This is a genomic window from Streptomyces sp. NPDC006798 (assembly GCF_040635975.1).
Lineage (GTDB): Bacteria > Actinomycetota > Actinomycetes > Streptomycetales > Streptomycetaceae > Streptomyces.
Genome location: NZ_JBEYIS010000068.1, coordinates 20,988 through 35,005, shown reverse-complemented (window position 1 = coordinate 35,005; position 14,018 = coordinate 20,988). Strand labels below are relative to the sequence as shown.

16 protein-coding genes are annotated in these 14,018 nt (G+C 74.9%); 6 read left to right on the top strand and 10 right to left on the bottom strand.

Features of this window, described 5'->3' with window-relative positions:
• Positions 1–241 precede the first annotated feature (241 nt).
• Positions 242–574, bottom strand: a complete 333-nt coding sequence (locus tag ABZ714_RS31215; RefSeq protein WP_358828711.1) for a hypothetical protein — start codon at positions 572–574, stop codon at positions 242–244.
• Positions 575–715: 141 nt separating this feature from the next.
• The gene (locus ABZ714_RS31210; RefSeq protein WP_358828710.1) at positions 716–1,666 is read right to left on the bottom strand and encodes an AraC family transcriptional regulator; all 951 of its coding nucleotides are present in this window, start codon (positions 1,664–1,666) and stop codon (positions 716–718) included.
• Positions 1,667–1,951: 285 nt separating this feature from the next.
• Here ABZ714_RS31210 and ABZ714_RS31205 point away from each other — a divergent pair, with 285 nt between their 5' ends.
• Positions 1,952–3,178 carry an ANTAR domain-containing protein gene (locus ABZ714_RS31205; RefSeq protein WP_358828709.1) on the top strand — a complete coding sequence of 409 codons (1,227 nt, stop codon included), beginning with the start codon at positions 1,952–1,954 and terminating at the stop codon, positions 3,176–3,178.
• Positions 3,179–3,200: 22 nt separating this feature from the next.
• Here the strand turns inward: ABZ714_RS31205 and ABZ714_RS31200 are convergent, their stop codons facing one another.
• From ABZ714_RS31200 to ABZ714_RS31180, 5 genes are all read right to left on the bottom strand, one after another.
• Positions 3,201–3,437, bottom strand: a complete 237-nt coding sequence (locus ABZ714_RS31200; RefSeq protein ID WP_358828708.1) for a hypothetical protein — start codon at positions 3,435–3,437, stop codon at positions 3,201–3,203.
• On the bottom strand, positions 3,437–3,706 hold the full coding sequence (locus ABZ714_RS31195; RefSeq protein WP_358828713.1) for a WhiB family transcriptional regulator: 270 nt from the start codon (positions 3,704–3,706) through the stop codon (positions 3,437–3,439). Before ABZ714_RS31195 ends, ABZ714_RS31200 begins: the two co-directional genes overlap by 1 nt.
• 112 nt (positions 3,707–3,818) lie before the next feature.
• Entirely contained in the window at positions 3,819–4,073 is a 255-nt protein-coding gene (locus tag ABZ714_RS31190; protein WP_358828707.1) for a DUF6479 family protein, read from the bottom strand.
• Positions 4,074–4,167: 94 nt separating this feature from the next.
• Positions 4,168–4,956: a SigB/SigF/SigG family RNA polymerase sigma factor gene (locus ABZ714_RS31185; RefSeq protein WP_358828706.1), complete on the bottom strand. Its 789-nt coding sequence runs from the start codon at positions 4,954–4,956 to the stop codon at positions 4,168–4,170.
• A gap of 285 nt (positions 4,957–5,241) precedes the next feature.
• The gene (locus ABZ714_RS31180) at positions 5,242–6,564 is read right to left on the bottom strand and encodes an NAD(P)/FAD-dependent oxidoreductase (RefSeq protein ID WP_358828705.1); all 1,323 of its coding nucleotides are present in this window, start codon (positions 6,562–6,564) and stop codon (positions 5,242–5,244) included.
• A gap of 265 nt (positions 6,565–6,829) precedes the next feature.
• Between ABZ714_RS31180 and ABZ714_RS31175 the strand changes: the two genes are divergently transcribed.
• On the top strand, positions 6,830–6,985 hold the full coding sequence (locus ABZ714_RS31175) for a DUF6131 family protein (RefSeq protein WP_358828704.1): 156 nt from the start codon (positions 6,830–6,832) through the stop codon (positions 6,983–6,985).
• Between the two features lie 116 nt (positions 6,986–7,101).
• Here the strand turns inward: ABZ714_RS31175 and ABZ714_RS31170 are convergent, their stop codons facing one another.
• Together ABZ714_RS31170 and ABZ714_RS31165 are read right to left on the bottom strand one after the other, a co-directional pair.
• A complete protein-coding gene (locus ABZ714_RS31170) occupies positions 7,102–7,272 on the bottom strand; it encodes a hypothetical protein (protein WP_358828703.1) in 171 nt (56 codons plus the stop codon).
• Positions 7,273–7,556: 284 nt separating this feature from the next.
• Complete coding sequence (locus ABZ714_RS31165; RefSeq protein WP_358828702.1) at positions 7,557–9,401, bottom strand: transketolase; 1,845 nt, start codon at positions 9,399–9,401, stop codon at positions 7,557–7,559.
• 522 nt (positions 9,402–9,923) lie between these two features.
• Between ABZ714_RS31165 and ABZ714_RS31160 the strand changes: the two genes are divergently transcribed.
• Together ABZ714_RS31160 and ABZ714_RS31155 are read left to right on the top strand one after the other, a co-directional pair.
• Entirely contained in the window at positions 9,924–10,142 is a 219-nt protein-coding gene (locus ABZ714_RS31160) for a hypothetical protein (protein WP_358828701.1), read from the top strand.
• 86 nt (positions 10,143–10,228) lie between these two features.
• Positions 10,229–11,233: a sporulation protein gene (locus ABZ714_RS31155; RefSeq protein WP_358828700.1), complete on the top strand. Its 1,005-nt coding sequence runs from the start codon at positions 10,229–10,231 to the stop codon at positions 11,231–11,233.
• A 154-nt stretch (positions 11,234–11,387) separates the two neighbouring features.
• Here ABZ714_RS31155 and ABZ714_RS31150 read toward each other — a convergent pair whose 3' ends face one another.
• A complete protein-coding gene (locus ABZ714_RS31150) occupies positions 11,388–11,879 on the bottom strand; it encodes a DUF6326 family protein (protein WP_358828699.1) in 492 nt (163 codons plus the stop codon).
• A gap of 194 nt (positions 11,880–12,073) precedes the next feature.
• Between ABZ714_RS31150 and ABZ714_RS31145 the strand changes: the two genes are divergently transcribed.
• Together ABZ714_RS31145 and ABZ714_RS31140 are read left to right on the top strand one after the other, a co-directional pair.
• Positions 12,074–13,219 (top strand): sensor histidine kinase, encoded by a 1,146-nt coding sequence (locus ABZ714_RS31145; RefSeq protein WP_358828698.1) that lies wholly within the window; start codon positions 12,074–12,076, stop codon positions 13,217–13,219.
• On the top strand, positions 13,216–13,872 hold the full coding sequence (locus ABZ714_RS31140; RefSeq protein WP_358828697.1) for a response regulator transcription factor: 657 nt from the start codon (positions 13,216–13,218) through the stop codon (positions 13,870–13,872). The genes ABZ714_RS31145 and ABZ714_RS31140 overlap by 4 nt, the downstream gene beginning before the upstream one ends.
• The last annotated feature ends 146 nt before the right edge of the window (positions 13,873–14,018 follow it).

Below are 14,018 nucleotides of genomic sequence, written 5' to 3'. Positions count from 1 at the left end.
GCCTCGGGCAGCGGCGCGTCGGCCCCCACGGTCACCGCGGGGGCGGTCATGAGGTCGGCCGCCCGGGTGCGCGGTCCGCGGACCGCGGACGGCCGAGCGCGCGGTTCCCCGCGCCCCCTGACGGGGGGCCGGGACCTACGGGAAGGGGCGGGGGCGAGGAGGCGCCGCGGCGGGACCGCGGTCACGTGGGGAGGTGGGACCTCCTCGCCCCGCTCTCCCCGAGTGCCACACCCGGGGGCGTTTACACCCCGCTCCGCCCCTGTCCGTCGTTCCGCCGCTTCCGGCGGCGCGGCACCACCAGGTCGGCCGCAGCGCCGAGGGCGACCAGTCCGCGGACGGCGGCGAGTCCGCCGAGGGCCGCCCCGGACGGTGAGGCGCCGTCGTCCGCGCGCAGGGCGAAGACGAGCAGCGCCACCGTCGCGGCGGTGAAGACGACGAGGGCCACGGAGGCGAGTGCCTTGCGCAGTTCCCGGGCGGTCCGGGCGGTCATGGGCTCGGTCCCGCCCGCGCGGGTGGCCGCCCCGGCCGCCCGCGCGGGCGGGCGCTTCGCATGGCGTCCGTCGCCGTCGGTCATGGCTGTCCTTCCGTCTCCCGCCGTGTACCGGACAGCGGTACCGGGGGTTCGCGGCCCCCGCCGGGTACCCGGCGGGGGCCGCCCCGCCCCGCCTCGCCCCGGTCGGGGCCGCAACGCCCGGACGGGCCGTCAGCCAACCAGTCAGTCCCGAAGGGTGTCGGCGGGCCCCCGGCCGTAGGCGGCCCGGTACTCGCGGGCGAACCGGCCCGGGTGCGCGAAGCCCCACCGGGTGGCGATGGCCACGACCGTGGCCCCCGATCCGGGTTCCGCTGCCAGGAGTTCGGCATGGGCCTCCGCCAGCCTGATCCGGCGCAGATGGCGCATGGGGGTGGTGTCCAGATGGCGGCGGAAGGCGTACTGGAGGGCACGCACGGTGACATGGGCGGCCGCCGCGACGTCGCCGACGGAGATGTCGCGGTCCGCGTGGGACTCCAGATAGGCGACGGCCCGGCGCAGGGCGGCGGGCCGGGCGTCGGACCGGTCCTGGGCGGTGGGGTCGGTGACGGCGGTGTGGGGGAAGGCGTGGAGGACGCTCGCCGCCAGATACTGGGCGGCCGTGGAGACCACCAGCGGGTTCTCCCCCGCCGGTGTCGCGAGCACCTGGGACCGCAGATGGCCGATGACTCGCTGGAGCCCGCGGGCGGCGTCGGCGGAGTGGGGCCGGTGTCCGGTGAGCCGTACCGGCCCCGGTTCGCGCGGCCCGTTGGACGCGACCCGGCTGAGCAGGGCCGGGTCGAACAGGGTGATGTGGTATCCGGCCCGTTCCACCCGGCCCGCGTAGGGCCGGTCCGGCGGGGCGAGGGAGACCACGTCGCCGGGGCCGAAGGTGTCCGAGATCCCGCCGGCCGCGTGGTTGCTGATGGTGCCGGAGTGCATGCTGCAGAGGCAGATCCGTCCCAGCGGGTCGGCCCGGTAGCTCATCTCGAAGTCGAGCCGGAGCAGATCGACACTGACCGGCCCGGCCGCGTAGCGGGACACCCGGGCCCGGCTCTCGGCGGGGTTGCTGCTGCCGATCCGCATTTTGGTGTACGCCTCGTTGAGAAAGGTTTCGGTCACTTCCAGGTCGTCGCTCTCGAAGAGCAGGATGCCCATCTGATTCCTCCGTTCCCGGTCCGGCGTCGGTACGGGACGCCGCCCGGGCGCCCCTGTCGGTATCGTTCGCGGCCCTCGGGCCGGGGCCGCCCGCGGGGGCCTCCCGCGCGACGGCACGGCGAACGAGCCTACGCGGCGCCTACCCGCGCCGGGGCCGTCGATTTCGTTTTCCGGTCCGGATACCGCCGACTCTTCGCCGGGCGTCCTCGTCACGGAGGGTGAGAAATCGGCAGGGTGGGTACCGGGTGTTCCACGAGACCGGTGGGACCTGGCACGTAAAGGGCGATGACGACCATGCGCGATGGTGAGAAGACGGCCGTTCAGGCGCAGATGGTCTGGCTCCCCCGGCGGCGGAACGGTCTCTGGGTACTCCATGTGACGGGCCCCACGGAGCCCCGGGCGTGGGCCGCCCTCACCGGGGACGCCCCGGCGGAGTGCGTGGGCGTCGTCCTGGAGCTGTCCGGGGCGCGCTGGCCGGAGACCGGTTTACCGGACCGCTGGCCGGGTGCGGCCGCCGGGCCGGAGCGGGAGGTCTATCTGACCGGGATCCCGCCCCGGGCGGCCCGGAGCCTGCGCCGGGAGACGGGCACCGGCTCCGTACGGACGGCGCCGACGCTGGCTGAGGTGATCGCCCGGTTCGCGCGGGCCGCGCCCGCGACGACCCCGGCGCCGCCGGTCGACGCGGTGGCCCCGCCCCCGTACGAACTGCGCGACCTGCGGCGCCAGTTGCATTCGCGGGTGGTGATCGCCCAGGCCCAGGGCATCCTTCAGGGGCGGTACGCCATCGGGGACGGGCACCGGGCGCTGAGACTGCTGAAGGAGGTCGCCCAGAGCCGCAATCTCCGGCTCAGACATCTGGCGGCGTCACTGGTCGCGGCCCGGGTGCCGGTCGCGTCGGCGGAGTCCTGGTTTCCCGGCCGGGCCCGGCGGCTGCCGCCCCGGGCCACCTTTCTGTCCGCCCGGCGGGCGGCGACGGCGAACCGCTCCGAGGCCCTGTCGGCGCTGCTGGACCGGGCGTTGGCGACGGTGGGGGCGGGGATGGGGGTGATCCGGCTGGCCGATCCGCTGAGCGGCGCCACCCGGCCGGAGGCCCACCGCTCCCCCGACGATTCCTTCCTCTCGGCGTGGGAACTCGCCGACGACACCGCGCCGGCGCACCGCGTCCACGGGCGCGCGGTGCCGGTGACGGCCCTGGACGTGACGGGCGATCCGCTGCACGCCCCGGCCGTACGGGCCGCGCTGCTGGCGTCGGGGGCGCGGACCCGGCACAGTGTGCCGCTGACCGCCCCGGACGGCCGGGTCCTGGGTGAACTCTCGGTCCACCACGGGGCTCCGGGGGTGATTCTGAGCTCCGACGCGCTGCGGGAACTGGTCGCCCTGGGGCGGGAGGCGGGGGCCTGGCTGGAATGGCACCACCGGACGGTCGTCCTCGACGCCCTGGAGGAACTGCACACCCGGGCCCGGGACTTCGAGGCCGAGGACGGTCCCGGGGAGGCCGGGGCGGGGCGGTGACACCGGGGCGTACGGCGGCCCTTCAACCGGTGGGCTCCTGCGGTGCCGGATGCTCGGGATGGACCGTGCCCCGCTCGGGGCGGTGCCGGGGGCCCGAGCCCGCCTGGTCGGTACCGGGCAGTCCGCCGTCGTCCGCCGTGCCCTCCGGTACGGGGATCGCCAGGGGGTCCTCGTCGTGGTCGTCCCGTGCCTGCCGGGGTTCGGGGTCCCGGGGCAGCGGCGGCTCGCCGGTCCGGTCGGGTCCGGGGTCCCTGGTCATCACCGGCTCCTTCCGGTCGTACCGGCGGCCCGCCGCCCACCGCCGCGGACCGGGACCGGCCGGCCGCGTTCGGCGGCGAACCCGCCCCAGACCCCGGTGTACTGCCCGGTCCGCCGCGCCCAGTCGGCGCAGTACTCCGTCACCGGGCAGCGGTCGCACACCTCCCGGGCCTCCGCGATCTGTTCGGCGCCGGGGCCGCTGGTGCTGATGGGGAAGAAGAGATCGGGGTCGTCCACCTCGGCGCAGGCGGCGTACCGCTGCCATTCCATGGCATCGCGCCCGTCCTCCTCGACGAACCGGCCTCCCGGGTTCGCCCGCATGGGCCGCCTCCTCTCACTCGTCGGTGCCGTCATACCGACCGGGTGCCACGGACGGGCCGGCTCATACGTCCCGGCCGCCGCCTTCCGGACCGTGCTCCGTCCGGCCGCCGCCCCCGGTGCCGGGCGGGGTGGGGCGCCTGGGCTGTTCCTCGGGCCGGGGCGGCCGGGGCTTGGTCCGCCGCTTGTGGATCCCGAGCCGGACCATCCCGATCAGCAGGGCGACCACGGCGAGACCGGCGACGAGCGGTCCGATGCCGGAGACTCCGCCGCCCTCGGCGGCCGTCGTGATCAGTTCCGTAGAAGTAAAAGCGCTCATGCCCGACGGGTACCCGGACGCACCCGGTTCATAAGGGTTCGCACCTTTCGAGCCGTACGGGCCCGGTCGCGGACGGCCCGGAAAGGGCCGGGGTTCATCCCGCTCCGGAGAGCGCCCGGTGCCGGATCCGGGAGCAGGTCTCCGTCAGCAGCCGGGAGACGTGCATCTGCGAGATGCCGCATTCCTCGGCGATCCGGGTCTGGGTCATGCCCCGGAAGAACCGCAGGTAGAGGATGCGCCGTTCGCGTTCGGGCAGCTCTTCGATCAGTGGCCTGACCGCCTCCCGGTCCACCACGGTGTCCAGTTCGCGGTCCGGCGCGCCGAGGGTGTCGGCCAGGGTCAGCCGCTCGCCTGGCGCCCCGGGCGCCAGTTCCGCGTCGAGGGAGAGCGCGGCATAGGCGTGCAGCGCCGAGAGACCTTCCCTGACCTCGTCCGTACGCAGATCGGTCCGGGCGGCGATGGCCTCGGCCGAGGGTTCCGCGCCGGACTGGGCGAGTTCCCGGTAGACGCCGCGGACCCGGCCGCGCAGTTCCTGGGTGCGGCGCGGTACCCGCAGCATCCAGGCATGGTCCCGGAAGTGGCGGCGGACCTCGCCGGTGATGGTCGGAACGGCATAGCTCTCGAAGGCTCCGCCGCGTCCGGGGTCGAAGCCGTCGACCGCCTTGACCAGGGCGAGCGCGGCGACCTGCCGCAGGTCGTCGAGGGATTCACCGCGGTTGCGGTAGCGGGCGGCCAGCCGGTGGGCCATCGGGAGCCAGGCGCAGACCACCCGGTCCCGCAGGGCGTCGTGCTCCGGCCCGCCGGGGAGGGCCGCGAGCCGGCGGAAGTCCGCCGTGGTGTCCGGTGCGTCGTGGTGCCGGTGCCGTCGGCGGGTCACACTCATCACCTGTTCCCGAGCGTAGGGGGCGGGTGTTCACAGAGCGTCGTCGTCAGGACGCGCGGGCGCCGGTGCCGCCGGTTCGCGGGGGTCCCGCGCGCGGGCCCGGCGAGCGGGGCTCCGGGGCGATGCCGCGGAGCGCCCGTCCGGCGCGGCACCGGCGCGCCTGCCCTCACACCACGGTGTCAAACCCGGGCGCTCCCCGCACCTCGTGCCCCGTCCGGCCCGCCGTGGGCGGGTACCCGCCCGACCCGCCCACGCCCTGGTGACCCCGGTCACCCCGGGGTCCGTTCACTCCTCCCGCGACGGCGGCGCGGGGACCCCGGCCAGTTCCGGGGACGTACTGTCCAGGGGTACGGAGCCCGCGCGGATCATGCCGAGCTGGACCGCCTGCGGCGGCAGGGCGGCCTCCAGGAGCCAGTCGGCGGCGACCCGGATCCGGTTCCCCGGCATGGCGGCGAGGTGGTAGCCGCGGGTGACGGCCCCGGCGAGCGGGCCGGAGAGCGGCACCCCGAGGGGGTTGGCGGCGCCCTGGACACCGCCGAGGTCGACGGCGAACCCGAGGTCGTGGTGGACGTAGGGGCGGACCGCGCCCCGGCCGAGGAGGGCCGCCGCCAGGTTCCTTCCGGCGAGCCGCCCCTGGCGGGTGGCGTGCTGGGCGGTCATCGGGGTGTACTCGCCGGGCCGGGTGGCGTCGGGGACGGCCGCCGCGTCGCCGCAGGCGTACACCTCGGGGTGTCCGGGGACGTCCAGGGTGGGGTTGACCACCAGCCGTCCGCGTTCCTCCCGCAGTCCGAGCCCGCCGACCAGCGGATCGGGGCGGACGCCCACACACCACACCACGGTCCGGGTGGGGATGAACTCCCCGTCGTCGAGGAGGACTCCGTCCTTGGTGGCCTCCTTCACGGAGGTCCGGGTACGGATCTCCACCCGCCGGGACCGCAGGACGCGTTCCGCGGTCTCGGAGAGCCGCGGGTCCAGCTCGGGGAGTACCCGGTCGGCGATGTCCAGCAGCAGCCAGCGGGGCCGCCGGGTCCGCTCGGCCGGCTCGCGGCGCCGGATCGCCATCGAGGTGGTGAACAGGGCGCCTTGGGCGGCGACCTCGGTACCGGTGTATCCGGCGCCCACGACGACGAAGGTACGCCGGTCGGTCGCGTCCTCGTCCTGGGCGGCCAGCTCCATCTGGCGGACGAGATGGTCCCGCAGGTAGAGGGCCTCCGGCAGGCCCCGGAAACCCGTGGCGTGCTCGATCACCCCCGGTACGGGCAGCAGTTTGCTCACACTGCCGACGGCGAGCACCAGCCGGTCGTACCGGAGCTGCCCGGTGGCGCCCTCCTGGTCGCGGTAGTGGACCGTACGCGCCGCCAGGTCGATGTGCTCGGCCTCGCCGAGGGCCAGCCGGACCCCGGGGAGCGCGGCGGGCAGGGAGACCGCCACCCGGCGCGGCTCCAGCACTCCGGTCGCGACCTGCGGCAGCAGCGGGAGATAGAGCAGATGGTCGGTCGGATTGAGCAGCGTCACATCGGCGCGGCGGCCCAGGGTTCGGCGCAGGGTCCGCGCGGCCTGGAATCCGGCGAACCCACCTCCGACCACGACGACTCGGGCACGGCTCACGAGCACCTCCGGCGAGGTTCACGGGCGGCGGGCCGACGGGCGCCGCCCCCGTCGGTACGGGGGAGGCCGGGCGGTGCCGGGCCTCTCGGGCCCCTGACGGGTGCCCCCGGGAGGATCACTCGAAACATCGGGCCGGCCGAGCCGCGATCACGCCGCGACGACGGCGGGGTACGGCGGGCGGCGCGCGGAACCGGGGAGGTATCACCCCGGGCGAACGGGGCACCCGGGAAGAGAGATTCCCGTTTCCGGACCCACTGGAGTATCCATGATTGCCCTTGGTGTGATCCTGCTGGTCGTAGGGCTGCTCACCGGCCTCGGTCTGCTGACGACGATCGGTGTCGTCCTGGCGGCGGTCGGACTGGCCATGTGGGTACTGGGCTCGCTGGGCCGGGCCGTCGGCGGGCGCCGCCACTACTGGTGACGGGTGCCGCGAGCGTACGGGCCGGGGCCCGGGACGCCGTACGGTACCGGGCCCGGCCACTCCTGACGCGGAGTGGCCGGGCCCCCCTCATGTGCGGCGCCCCGGTGCCGGCCGCATCAGGAAAGGGGCTTGCCCCGGGTCTCGTACGCGGCCGGGGCCCGGGCCCGGTGGAAGGCGGGCTCTCCCCTGATCCGGTCCCTGGTCACCCCGGTGCACACCGTCCGCCCGGCCGGATCGACCCGGGTGACGGCCCCGGCCGGGACCAGGACCTCGCCGTCGAGGCCCACGGTCCCGTGGCCACCACCAGCCGGGCCGCGTCCACCTCGTCGCCGTGGCGGCCGATGGTCCCGGCCTCGCCGTCGAGGCCGGGACGGCGAAGCCGGTGAGACCGGCTCCGGCGCCGTGCCCGGCGGCGGGCGGGAAGTTCCCTACGTCCTCGGTCACAGGGGCTCCTTCCGGCGTGCCTGTCCGCGGCCGTCGTCGTCCTCGCGCACGGCCCTCCCTTCCTGTTCGCCGGTGATCGTCCGGCGGTTCGTACGGCTCGGGCGGTACGGACGGTTGCCCGGCCGGCTCAGGCGACGACCGCCTCCCCCACCAGCAGCTGCACGGCCGCGGTGATCGAGGCGGCGTCGATGCCCGCGTGGGCCAGCTGCTCCTCGGGGGTGGCGGAGCCGGGCATGGTCCGGACGGCGAGCCTGATCAGCCTCGGCTGGGGGCGGCCGTCGGCGAAGACGGAGGCCACGGCGTCCCCGATGCCGCCCTCGGCCCGGTGGTCCTCGACCGTCATCAGACAGCCCGTCGCGTCGGCCGCCGCCTCCAGGGTCGCCGCGTCCACCGGCTTCACCGAGTAGAGGTCGATCACCCGGGCCCCGATACCCGCTCCGGCCAGGGTGTCGGCGGCCTTGAGGGCCTCGTGCACGGTGACCCCGGCGGCGACGATCGTCACCCGGTCGCCGTCCCCGGAGCGCAGGACCCGTGAGCCGCCGACGGGGAAGTCCTCGCCGGGGCCGTAGAGCACGGGGCTGGCGCCCCGGCTGGTGCGCAGATAGCCGATGCCGGGGAGCCGGGCCATCCGCCGGACCAGGGACGCGGTCTGGTTGGCGTCACAGGGGTAGAGCACGGTGGAGCCGTGGATCGCCCGCATCATGGCGAGGTCCTCCAGACCCATCTGCGAGGGGCCGTCGGGGCCGATGGCCACCCCGGCGTGGGAGCCGCAGAGCTGGATCCCGGCATCGCTGACGGCGGCCATCCGGATGAAGTCGTGCGCCCGGGTGAGGAAGGCGGCGAAGGTGGTGGCGAACGGCAGATAGCCGCGGGCCCGCATCCCCACCGCGGCGGCCACGAGCTGTTGTTCGGCGATGTAGAACTCGAAGTAGCGGCCGGGGTGGGCAGCGGCGAAGGCTTCGGCCCGGGTGGAGTCGCCGACCTCTCCGTCGAGGGCGACGACATCGCCGCGTACGGAGCCCAGCGCCGCGAGGGCGTCGCCGTAGGCGTCCCGGGTGGCGACGTCGTCGCCGACGCGGTAGCGGGGCGGTTCGGCGTCCCCGACGGGCTCGGCGGGCCGGGCCGGGAGCGGTGGCGGGGTCTCGACGCCGACCCGGATGTGCCGGACGCCGCCCAGCTCCGCGATCGCCCGCGCCGGGTGGGGCAGCGGCTTGCCGTGGAAGCCCTCCTGGTTCTCGACCTCGGCGACGCCCCGGCCCTTCCGCGTCCTGGCCAGGACGGCGGTGGGCCGGCCGGTGACCGCCCCGGCCTCCGCGTAGGCGTTGTCGATCGCGGTGACGTCGTGCCCGTCGATCTCGACGGTGTGCCATCCGAAGGCATCGAGCCGCCGCCGGTAGGCGTCGAGATCCCAGCCCTCACGGGTGGGGCCGCGCTGTCCGAGCCGGTTGACGTCGATGATCAGGGTCAGCCGGTCGAGCCGTTCGTACGCGGCCGTCTCGACGGCCTCCCAGACGGAGCCCTCGGCCATCTCGCTGTCCCCGCAGAGCACCCAGACCCGGTACGGAACCCGGTCGAGCCGCTGTCCCGCCAGCGCCATGCCGACCCCGATCGGCAGCCCCTGCCCCAGGGATCCGGTGGCCACGTCGACCCAGGGCAGCCGGGGCGTGGGATGTCCTTCGAGCGGACTGCCGTCGTGCCGGAAGGTCAGCAGCTCGGCCTCGTCGATCACCCCGGCCGCCCGGTAGAGGGCGTACAGCAGCGGTGAGGCGTGTCCCTTGGAGAGGATCATCCGGTCGTTGCCGGGGTGGTCGGGCCGGTCGAAGTCGTAGCGCAGATGGCGGGCCAGCAGGACGGCGGCGAGATCGGCGGCGGACATCGACGAGGTGGGGTGTCCGGACCCCGCCGCCTCGGCCGCCCGGACCGCGTCCACCCGCAACTGCTGTCCCAGTTCGGCGAGTTCCTCGGTACGCATCGTGCACTCCCCGTCCTCGGTGTTCGGTTCGGGTCCCCCGGCCCCGGGGCCGCCCCGGGCCGCTCCCGGAGCCCGGCGGCGGACGCCCGGCGCGACCGGGCGGTCACCGGCGGTGATCCGGGCCGCGGGCTTCGCGCCTCCGGTTCCGCGGGAGGGCGCGGCGGACCACGCCCCGGGTGCCCCGGAGGCCCGCCCTCAAACAAGGCGCTTTGGACCCGGCCGCGTACCGCCGCGATCCCTCACGGACGGTGTCCGGTTCTCGCCACCGGCATCGCCGTCGCCACCCGGCCCTTCCGGTGGCCCGGCCCGGCGTACCGGCGCTTCGGCCCTCGGGGCCGGAGCACCGCGGCGGCGAGTTCGCGCCACCTTCCCGGTCCGGGGTCGCGTCGGGGTCTCAACGGCCCCCGCCCGCCCTATACTTCTACACGCTTGTAGAAATACAAGGGCGTCCCGACCGCTGCCCCGGCGCGGCCGACGGCACCGCGCGCCGCCCTGCCCACCCACCCTTTCCGGAGGACGTACATGACGTCGATCGATCTCACCGAGGTGCTGGACCAGGCATGGGCGGACAAGCCCGTCACGGAGGTGCTCGCCGCGCCCGTGGCCGCGCTCAAAGGCGTCTCCGACCGGGACGGCGAACTGCTGGACCAGGCGTTCGGTGTGAAGACCGTCGCGGACCTGGCCGCGCTGAAGTACGTCCGCCGGGCCCAGGCGCTGGCCGAGCTGGCCGCGGCCGGCTGACACCGCGCGACACAGTCCCGCCCGGTGCCGCACCCCCCGGCGGCACCGGGCACCGCAAGATCAGCACGTGAAGGAGTACCCATCCGATGATGCTCAGACGGCTGCTCGGATCGCTCGGAGTCGGCGGCCCCTCGGTGGACACCGTGCTCGACCCGGGCCCGGTCCTGCCCGGCGCCATCCTGACCGGTCAGGTCGTCCTGGACGGCGGAAAGACCGATGTCGACATCGACCACATCGCCCTCGAACTGATCGCCCGGGTCGAGGCCGAACACGACGGCGGGGAGACCGAGGGCGTGGTCGCCTTCGGCCGCTGCACCGTCGGCGGCGGCTTCCGGCTCCCGGCCGGAGAGCGGCACTCCCTGCCGTTCGGTCTCACCGTGCCGTGGGAGACCCCGGTCACCGAGCTGTACGGGCAGCCGCTGGGCATCGTGCTGGGGGTCCGGACCGAACTCGCGGTCTCCGGCGCCAAGGACAAGGGCGACCTCGACCGGCTCACCGTACGCCCGCTGCCCGCGCAGGAGGCCGTACTGGCAGCCCTCGGACGGCTGGGGTTCGGCTTCGAGTCCGCCGATCTCGAATTCGGCCGGATCGGCGGCACCGGCCAGCGGCTGCCGTTCTACCAGGAGATCGAGCTGACGCCCGCGCCCCGGTACGCGCACGCGATGCGCGAGCTGGAGGTGACGTTCCTCGCCAACCCCGGCGGAATGGAGATCATCCTGGCGGCCGACAAGCCCGCCGGGTTCTTCTCCGGCGGCCATGACGCGGTCAGCCGGCATGTCGTCAGCCACGACGGGGTGCCCCACCGCGACTGGACGGAGGCCGTGGACGCCTGGCTCCGCCGGCTGGTCGCGGGCCGCGGCGTCGTCGGCGTACCGGCGCCGCACGGCCACGACCACGGCGACCCGTACGCGCACCACGAGCACGGCCACGGACCCGAGCACGACCACGGCGGTCACCGCTCGGGCCCCGGCATGGGGACGGCGGTCGCCGCGGGCGCGGCCGGGCTCGCGGTCGGTGCGGCGGGCGGTCTGGTCGCGGCCGAGGTGGTCGACGAGATCGGCGACGCGATGGAGGACGAGGGCGAGGGATAGGCCGCGTCCGGCGAATGGCGCCGTCCGCCCGCAGGGCGGGGCACCCGGCGTCCGGTACGTGCCATCGCGAGGCGGAGGCGGTCCCCCGGAGATGTCGGGGGCCGCTTTCCTCGTACGGGACGGACGAGGAAGTCCCCGGCGACCGCTCCCGGGTTCACGCTCGCTGCCGGGCGTGAACGGTTTCACGGTCCGGGCCGGCCGCCTCGGTGGCCGACGGCGCGGTGCGGGGCCAGGTCCAGGCGTACCGCAGGACGAGGGCGAGGACGGTCACTTCCAGCGCGACGCCGAGGCCGTAGAAGTACGTCCAGTCCTCGCCCACCGCGTTGAATGCCGCGAAGGGGACCTGTATCGAGGCCACGACGAGGTTCGTGACGCGGTTGGCCCGGGCGGGCAGCGTCATCGACAGCACGACCATCAGGATCGGGATCGCCATGAGCACGAGGAAGGTGGTCAACAGCGTCTGGCTGACGTCGAACTCCCAGACGAGGCCGGCCTCGATGTCGTCGACGACGCCGGGCTTGAAGAAGGCGATGATGTCCACATAGGCGTACAGGAACATCAAGCTCGTCCACGCCGCGGCGAGCTTGGCTCGCACCGGGACCGGCTGGTCGTCCAGCGCGGTCGTGGTGGGTCGATGTGTTCTCATCGCGGGCTCCCTTGTCGTGGCGAGGGCTGGTAAGGCCACGATCGCCGAGTCCGGCGGCGGGCACATCGGCATCGGGGCCGGACCCGGCTCGGCCGTCGGGAGAGCCGGCGTCTCGTTCTTCAGGCCGGTCGGAGCAGCGCTGTCTCCCTCTTTCGGCCGGTCCCCTACGCCTCGGCGGCACCTAGGCTGGCTCTGTGACCACCACCAAAGCCTTGAGCTCGCTGTGGGCCGAGCCCCGTGCCGCGGACGCTCCCGAACGGGTGTCGCGCGACTGGGTGCTGGTCGGGGTGCTCACGGTGGCGGCTCTGCTCGAAGGAGCTCTCCGGGACGATGTCGCCTGGCGGCCGTTCGCGACGATCGTGGCGGTCGGACTCGCGCCGGTGCTGCTGTGGCGGCGTACCCACCCGTTGGCCTGTGTCGTGGTGGCCTTCGGTACCGCGACGGCGTTGGGACTGGCGCGCCTGCTGGGCGGGGCCCCGAGCGTGGGCCTCGATACGATGATCTACTTCCTGGTGCTCGTCTACGCGCTGGTCCGCTGGGGCTCGGGGCGAGAGATCGTGACCGGTCTCGCGGTGGTCGCGGTCGCCGCCGGAATCGGTACGGTCGCCGACTACACCGGGCCGGCCGACGTCATCGGCGGATTCGGCGTCCTGGCGGCGGCGGCGACGGGCGGAGCGGCGTTCCGCTACCGCGCCGAGAGCTGGCGCCGGGCGCTGGACCAGAGCCGCGGCCAGGAGCGGGTGCGGCTCGCGCGCGAGCTGCACGACATCGTCGCCCACCACGTCTCGGCGATCGCCGTACAGGCGCAGGCGGGCCGGGCGACGGCCGGGCAGCGACCCGAAGCGGCGCTCCAGGCGCTGGTGGCCATCGAGGGGGAAGCGTCGCGGACGCTCGCGGAGATGCGGGCCGTGGTCCGGGTGCTGCGCGACGGAGCGCCCGTGGAGTGCGCGCCCCGGCCCGGCGTCGCCGACCTGGTGTCCCTCGCCCGACGCGCCCCGGTCCCGGTCGTCGACGTGCAGGTGCCGGACGAGCTGGACGAACTTCCGCCCCAGGTCGACGCGGCGGTCTACCGGCTGGCGCAAGAGGCGCTGACCAACGCCCTGCGGCACGCCCGCAACGCCTCACGGGTGGAGATCCGGGTCGTGGAAGACGCGGGAAGGCTGCGACTGCGGGTGACCGACGACGGACAGATCGACCCGGCGCGGCCGGTGAGCCACGGCTTCGGGCTGCTGGGGATGGGCGAGCGCGTGCAACTGCTCGGCGGCACGCTGCGGGCCGGGCCGGCGCTCGGGGGCGGATGGACGGTCGACGCCGAGATGCCGACGCGGGCGGGCCGATGACGGTACGTGTGCTGGTGGCCGACGACCAGGATCTGGTGCGCACCGGCCTGGCGATGATCCTTGACGCGCAGCCCGATATCGAGGTCGTCGGCCAGGCCGCCGACGGCCACGCCGCCGTCGAACTGGCGCACCGGCTCCGCCCCGACGTGTGCCTGGTCGACATCCAGATGCCCGGGCTCGACGGTATCGAGGTCACCAAGATCCTCGCCGGGCGGGGCGTCCCGGACCCGATCGCGGTCGTAGTGATCACGACATTCGACCTCGACGAGTACATCCAGGGCGCGCTCCGGGCCGGCGCCCGGGGATTTCTGCTCAAGGACGCCGGGCCGGCGCTGCTCGTCCAGGCCGTCCATGCCGCCGCCGTCGGCGATGCCCTGATCGCGCCGGACATCACCCGGCGGCTGCTGGCCGCCTTCGCCGCCGGGCAACCGCCGAGCCGGCGGACCCAGCCGGTCGATCCGCTCACCGGACGCGAGGAGGAGGTCCTGACGCTGGTCGCCCGTGGCCGCACGAACGCCGAGATCGCCGCCGAGCTGTGTATCGGCTTGACGACCGTCAAGACCCATGTCGCCAGCCTGCTGACCAAGATCGGCGTCCGGAACAGGGTCGAGATCGCGATGTGGGCGTACGACACCGGCCGGGTGGGGGCCTGACCCGGTAGCCGGTCGCGACCGCACCGGGCGGAGGGAGTCACGGCCGGGGCACCGGGCGAGGCGGGCACGCCCACGGCCGGGCGCCGCCGCATCGGCGCGGCGGCATCCCCGTCGTCACGCGGCCCCCCGGCCGCCCCGCGGCGGCC

What these genes read in the sequence shown, in the direction of transcription:
- ABZ714_RS31205 (WP_358828709.1), top strand. Translation starts at nt 1,952, where the DNA reads ATGACGACCATGCGCGATGGTGAGAAGACGGCCGTTCAGGCGCAGATG.
- ABZ714_RS31185 (WP_358828706.1), bottom strand. Translation starts at nt 4,956, where the DNA reads ATGAGTGTGACCCGCCGACGGCACCGGCACCACGACGCACCGGACACC.
- ABZ714_RS31150 (WP_358828699.1), bottom strand. Translation starts at nt 11,879, where the DNA reads ATGAGAACACATCGACCCACCACGACCGCGCTGGACGACCAGCCGGTC.
- ABZ714_RS31155 (WP_358828700.1), top strand. Translation starts at nt 10,229, where the DNA reads ATGATGCTCAGACGGCTGCTCGGATCGCTCGGAGTCGGCGGCCCCTCG.
- ABZ714_RS31200 (WP_358828708.1), bottom strand. Translation starts at nt 3,437, where the DNA reads ATGACCAGGGACCCCGGACCCGACCGGACCGGCGAGCCGCCGCTGCCC.
- ABZ714_RS31215 (WP_358828711.1), bottom strand. Translation starts at nt 574, where the DNA reads ATGACCGACGGCGACGGACGCCATGCGAAGCGCCCGCCCGCGCGGGCG.
- ABZ714_RS31195 (WP_358828713.1), bottom strand. Translation starts at nt 3,706, where the DNA reads ATGGAATGGCAGCGGTACGCCGCCTGCGCCGAGGTGGACGACCCCGAT.
- ABZ714_RS31210 (WP_358828710.1), bottom strand. Translation starts at nt 1,666, where the DNA reads ATGGGCATCCTGCTCTTCGAGAGCGACGACCTGGAAGTGACCGAAACC.
- ABZ714_RS31165 (WP_358828702.1), bottom strand. Translation starts at nt 9,401, where the DNA reads ATGCGTACCGAGGAACTCGCCGAACTGGGACAGCAGTTGCGGGTGGAC.
- ABZ714_RS31160 (WP_358828701.1), top strand. Translation starts at nt 9,924, where the DNA reads ATGACGTCGATCGATCTCACCGAGGTGCTGGACCAGGCATGGGCGGAC.
- ABZ714_RS31175 (WP_358828704.1), top strand. Translation starts at nt 6,830, where the DNA reads ATGATTGCCCTTGGTGTGATCCTGCTGGTCGTAGGGCTGCTCACCGGC.
- ABZ714_RS31140 (WP_358828697.1), top strand. Translation starts at nt 13,216, where the DNA reads ATGACGGTACGTGTGCTGGTGGCCGACGACCAGGATCTGGTGCGCACC.
- ABZ714_RS31190 (WP_358828707.1), bottom strand. Translation starts at nt 4,073, where the DNA reads ATGAGCGCTTTTACTTCTACGGAACTGATCACGACGGCCGCCGAGGGC.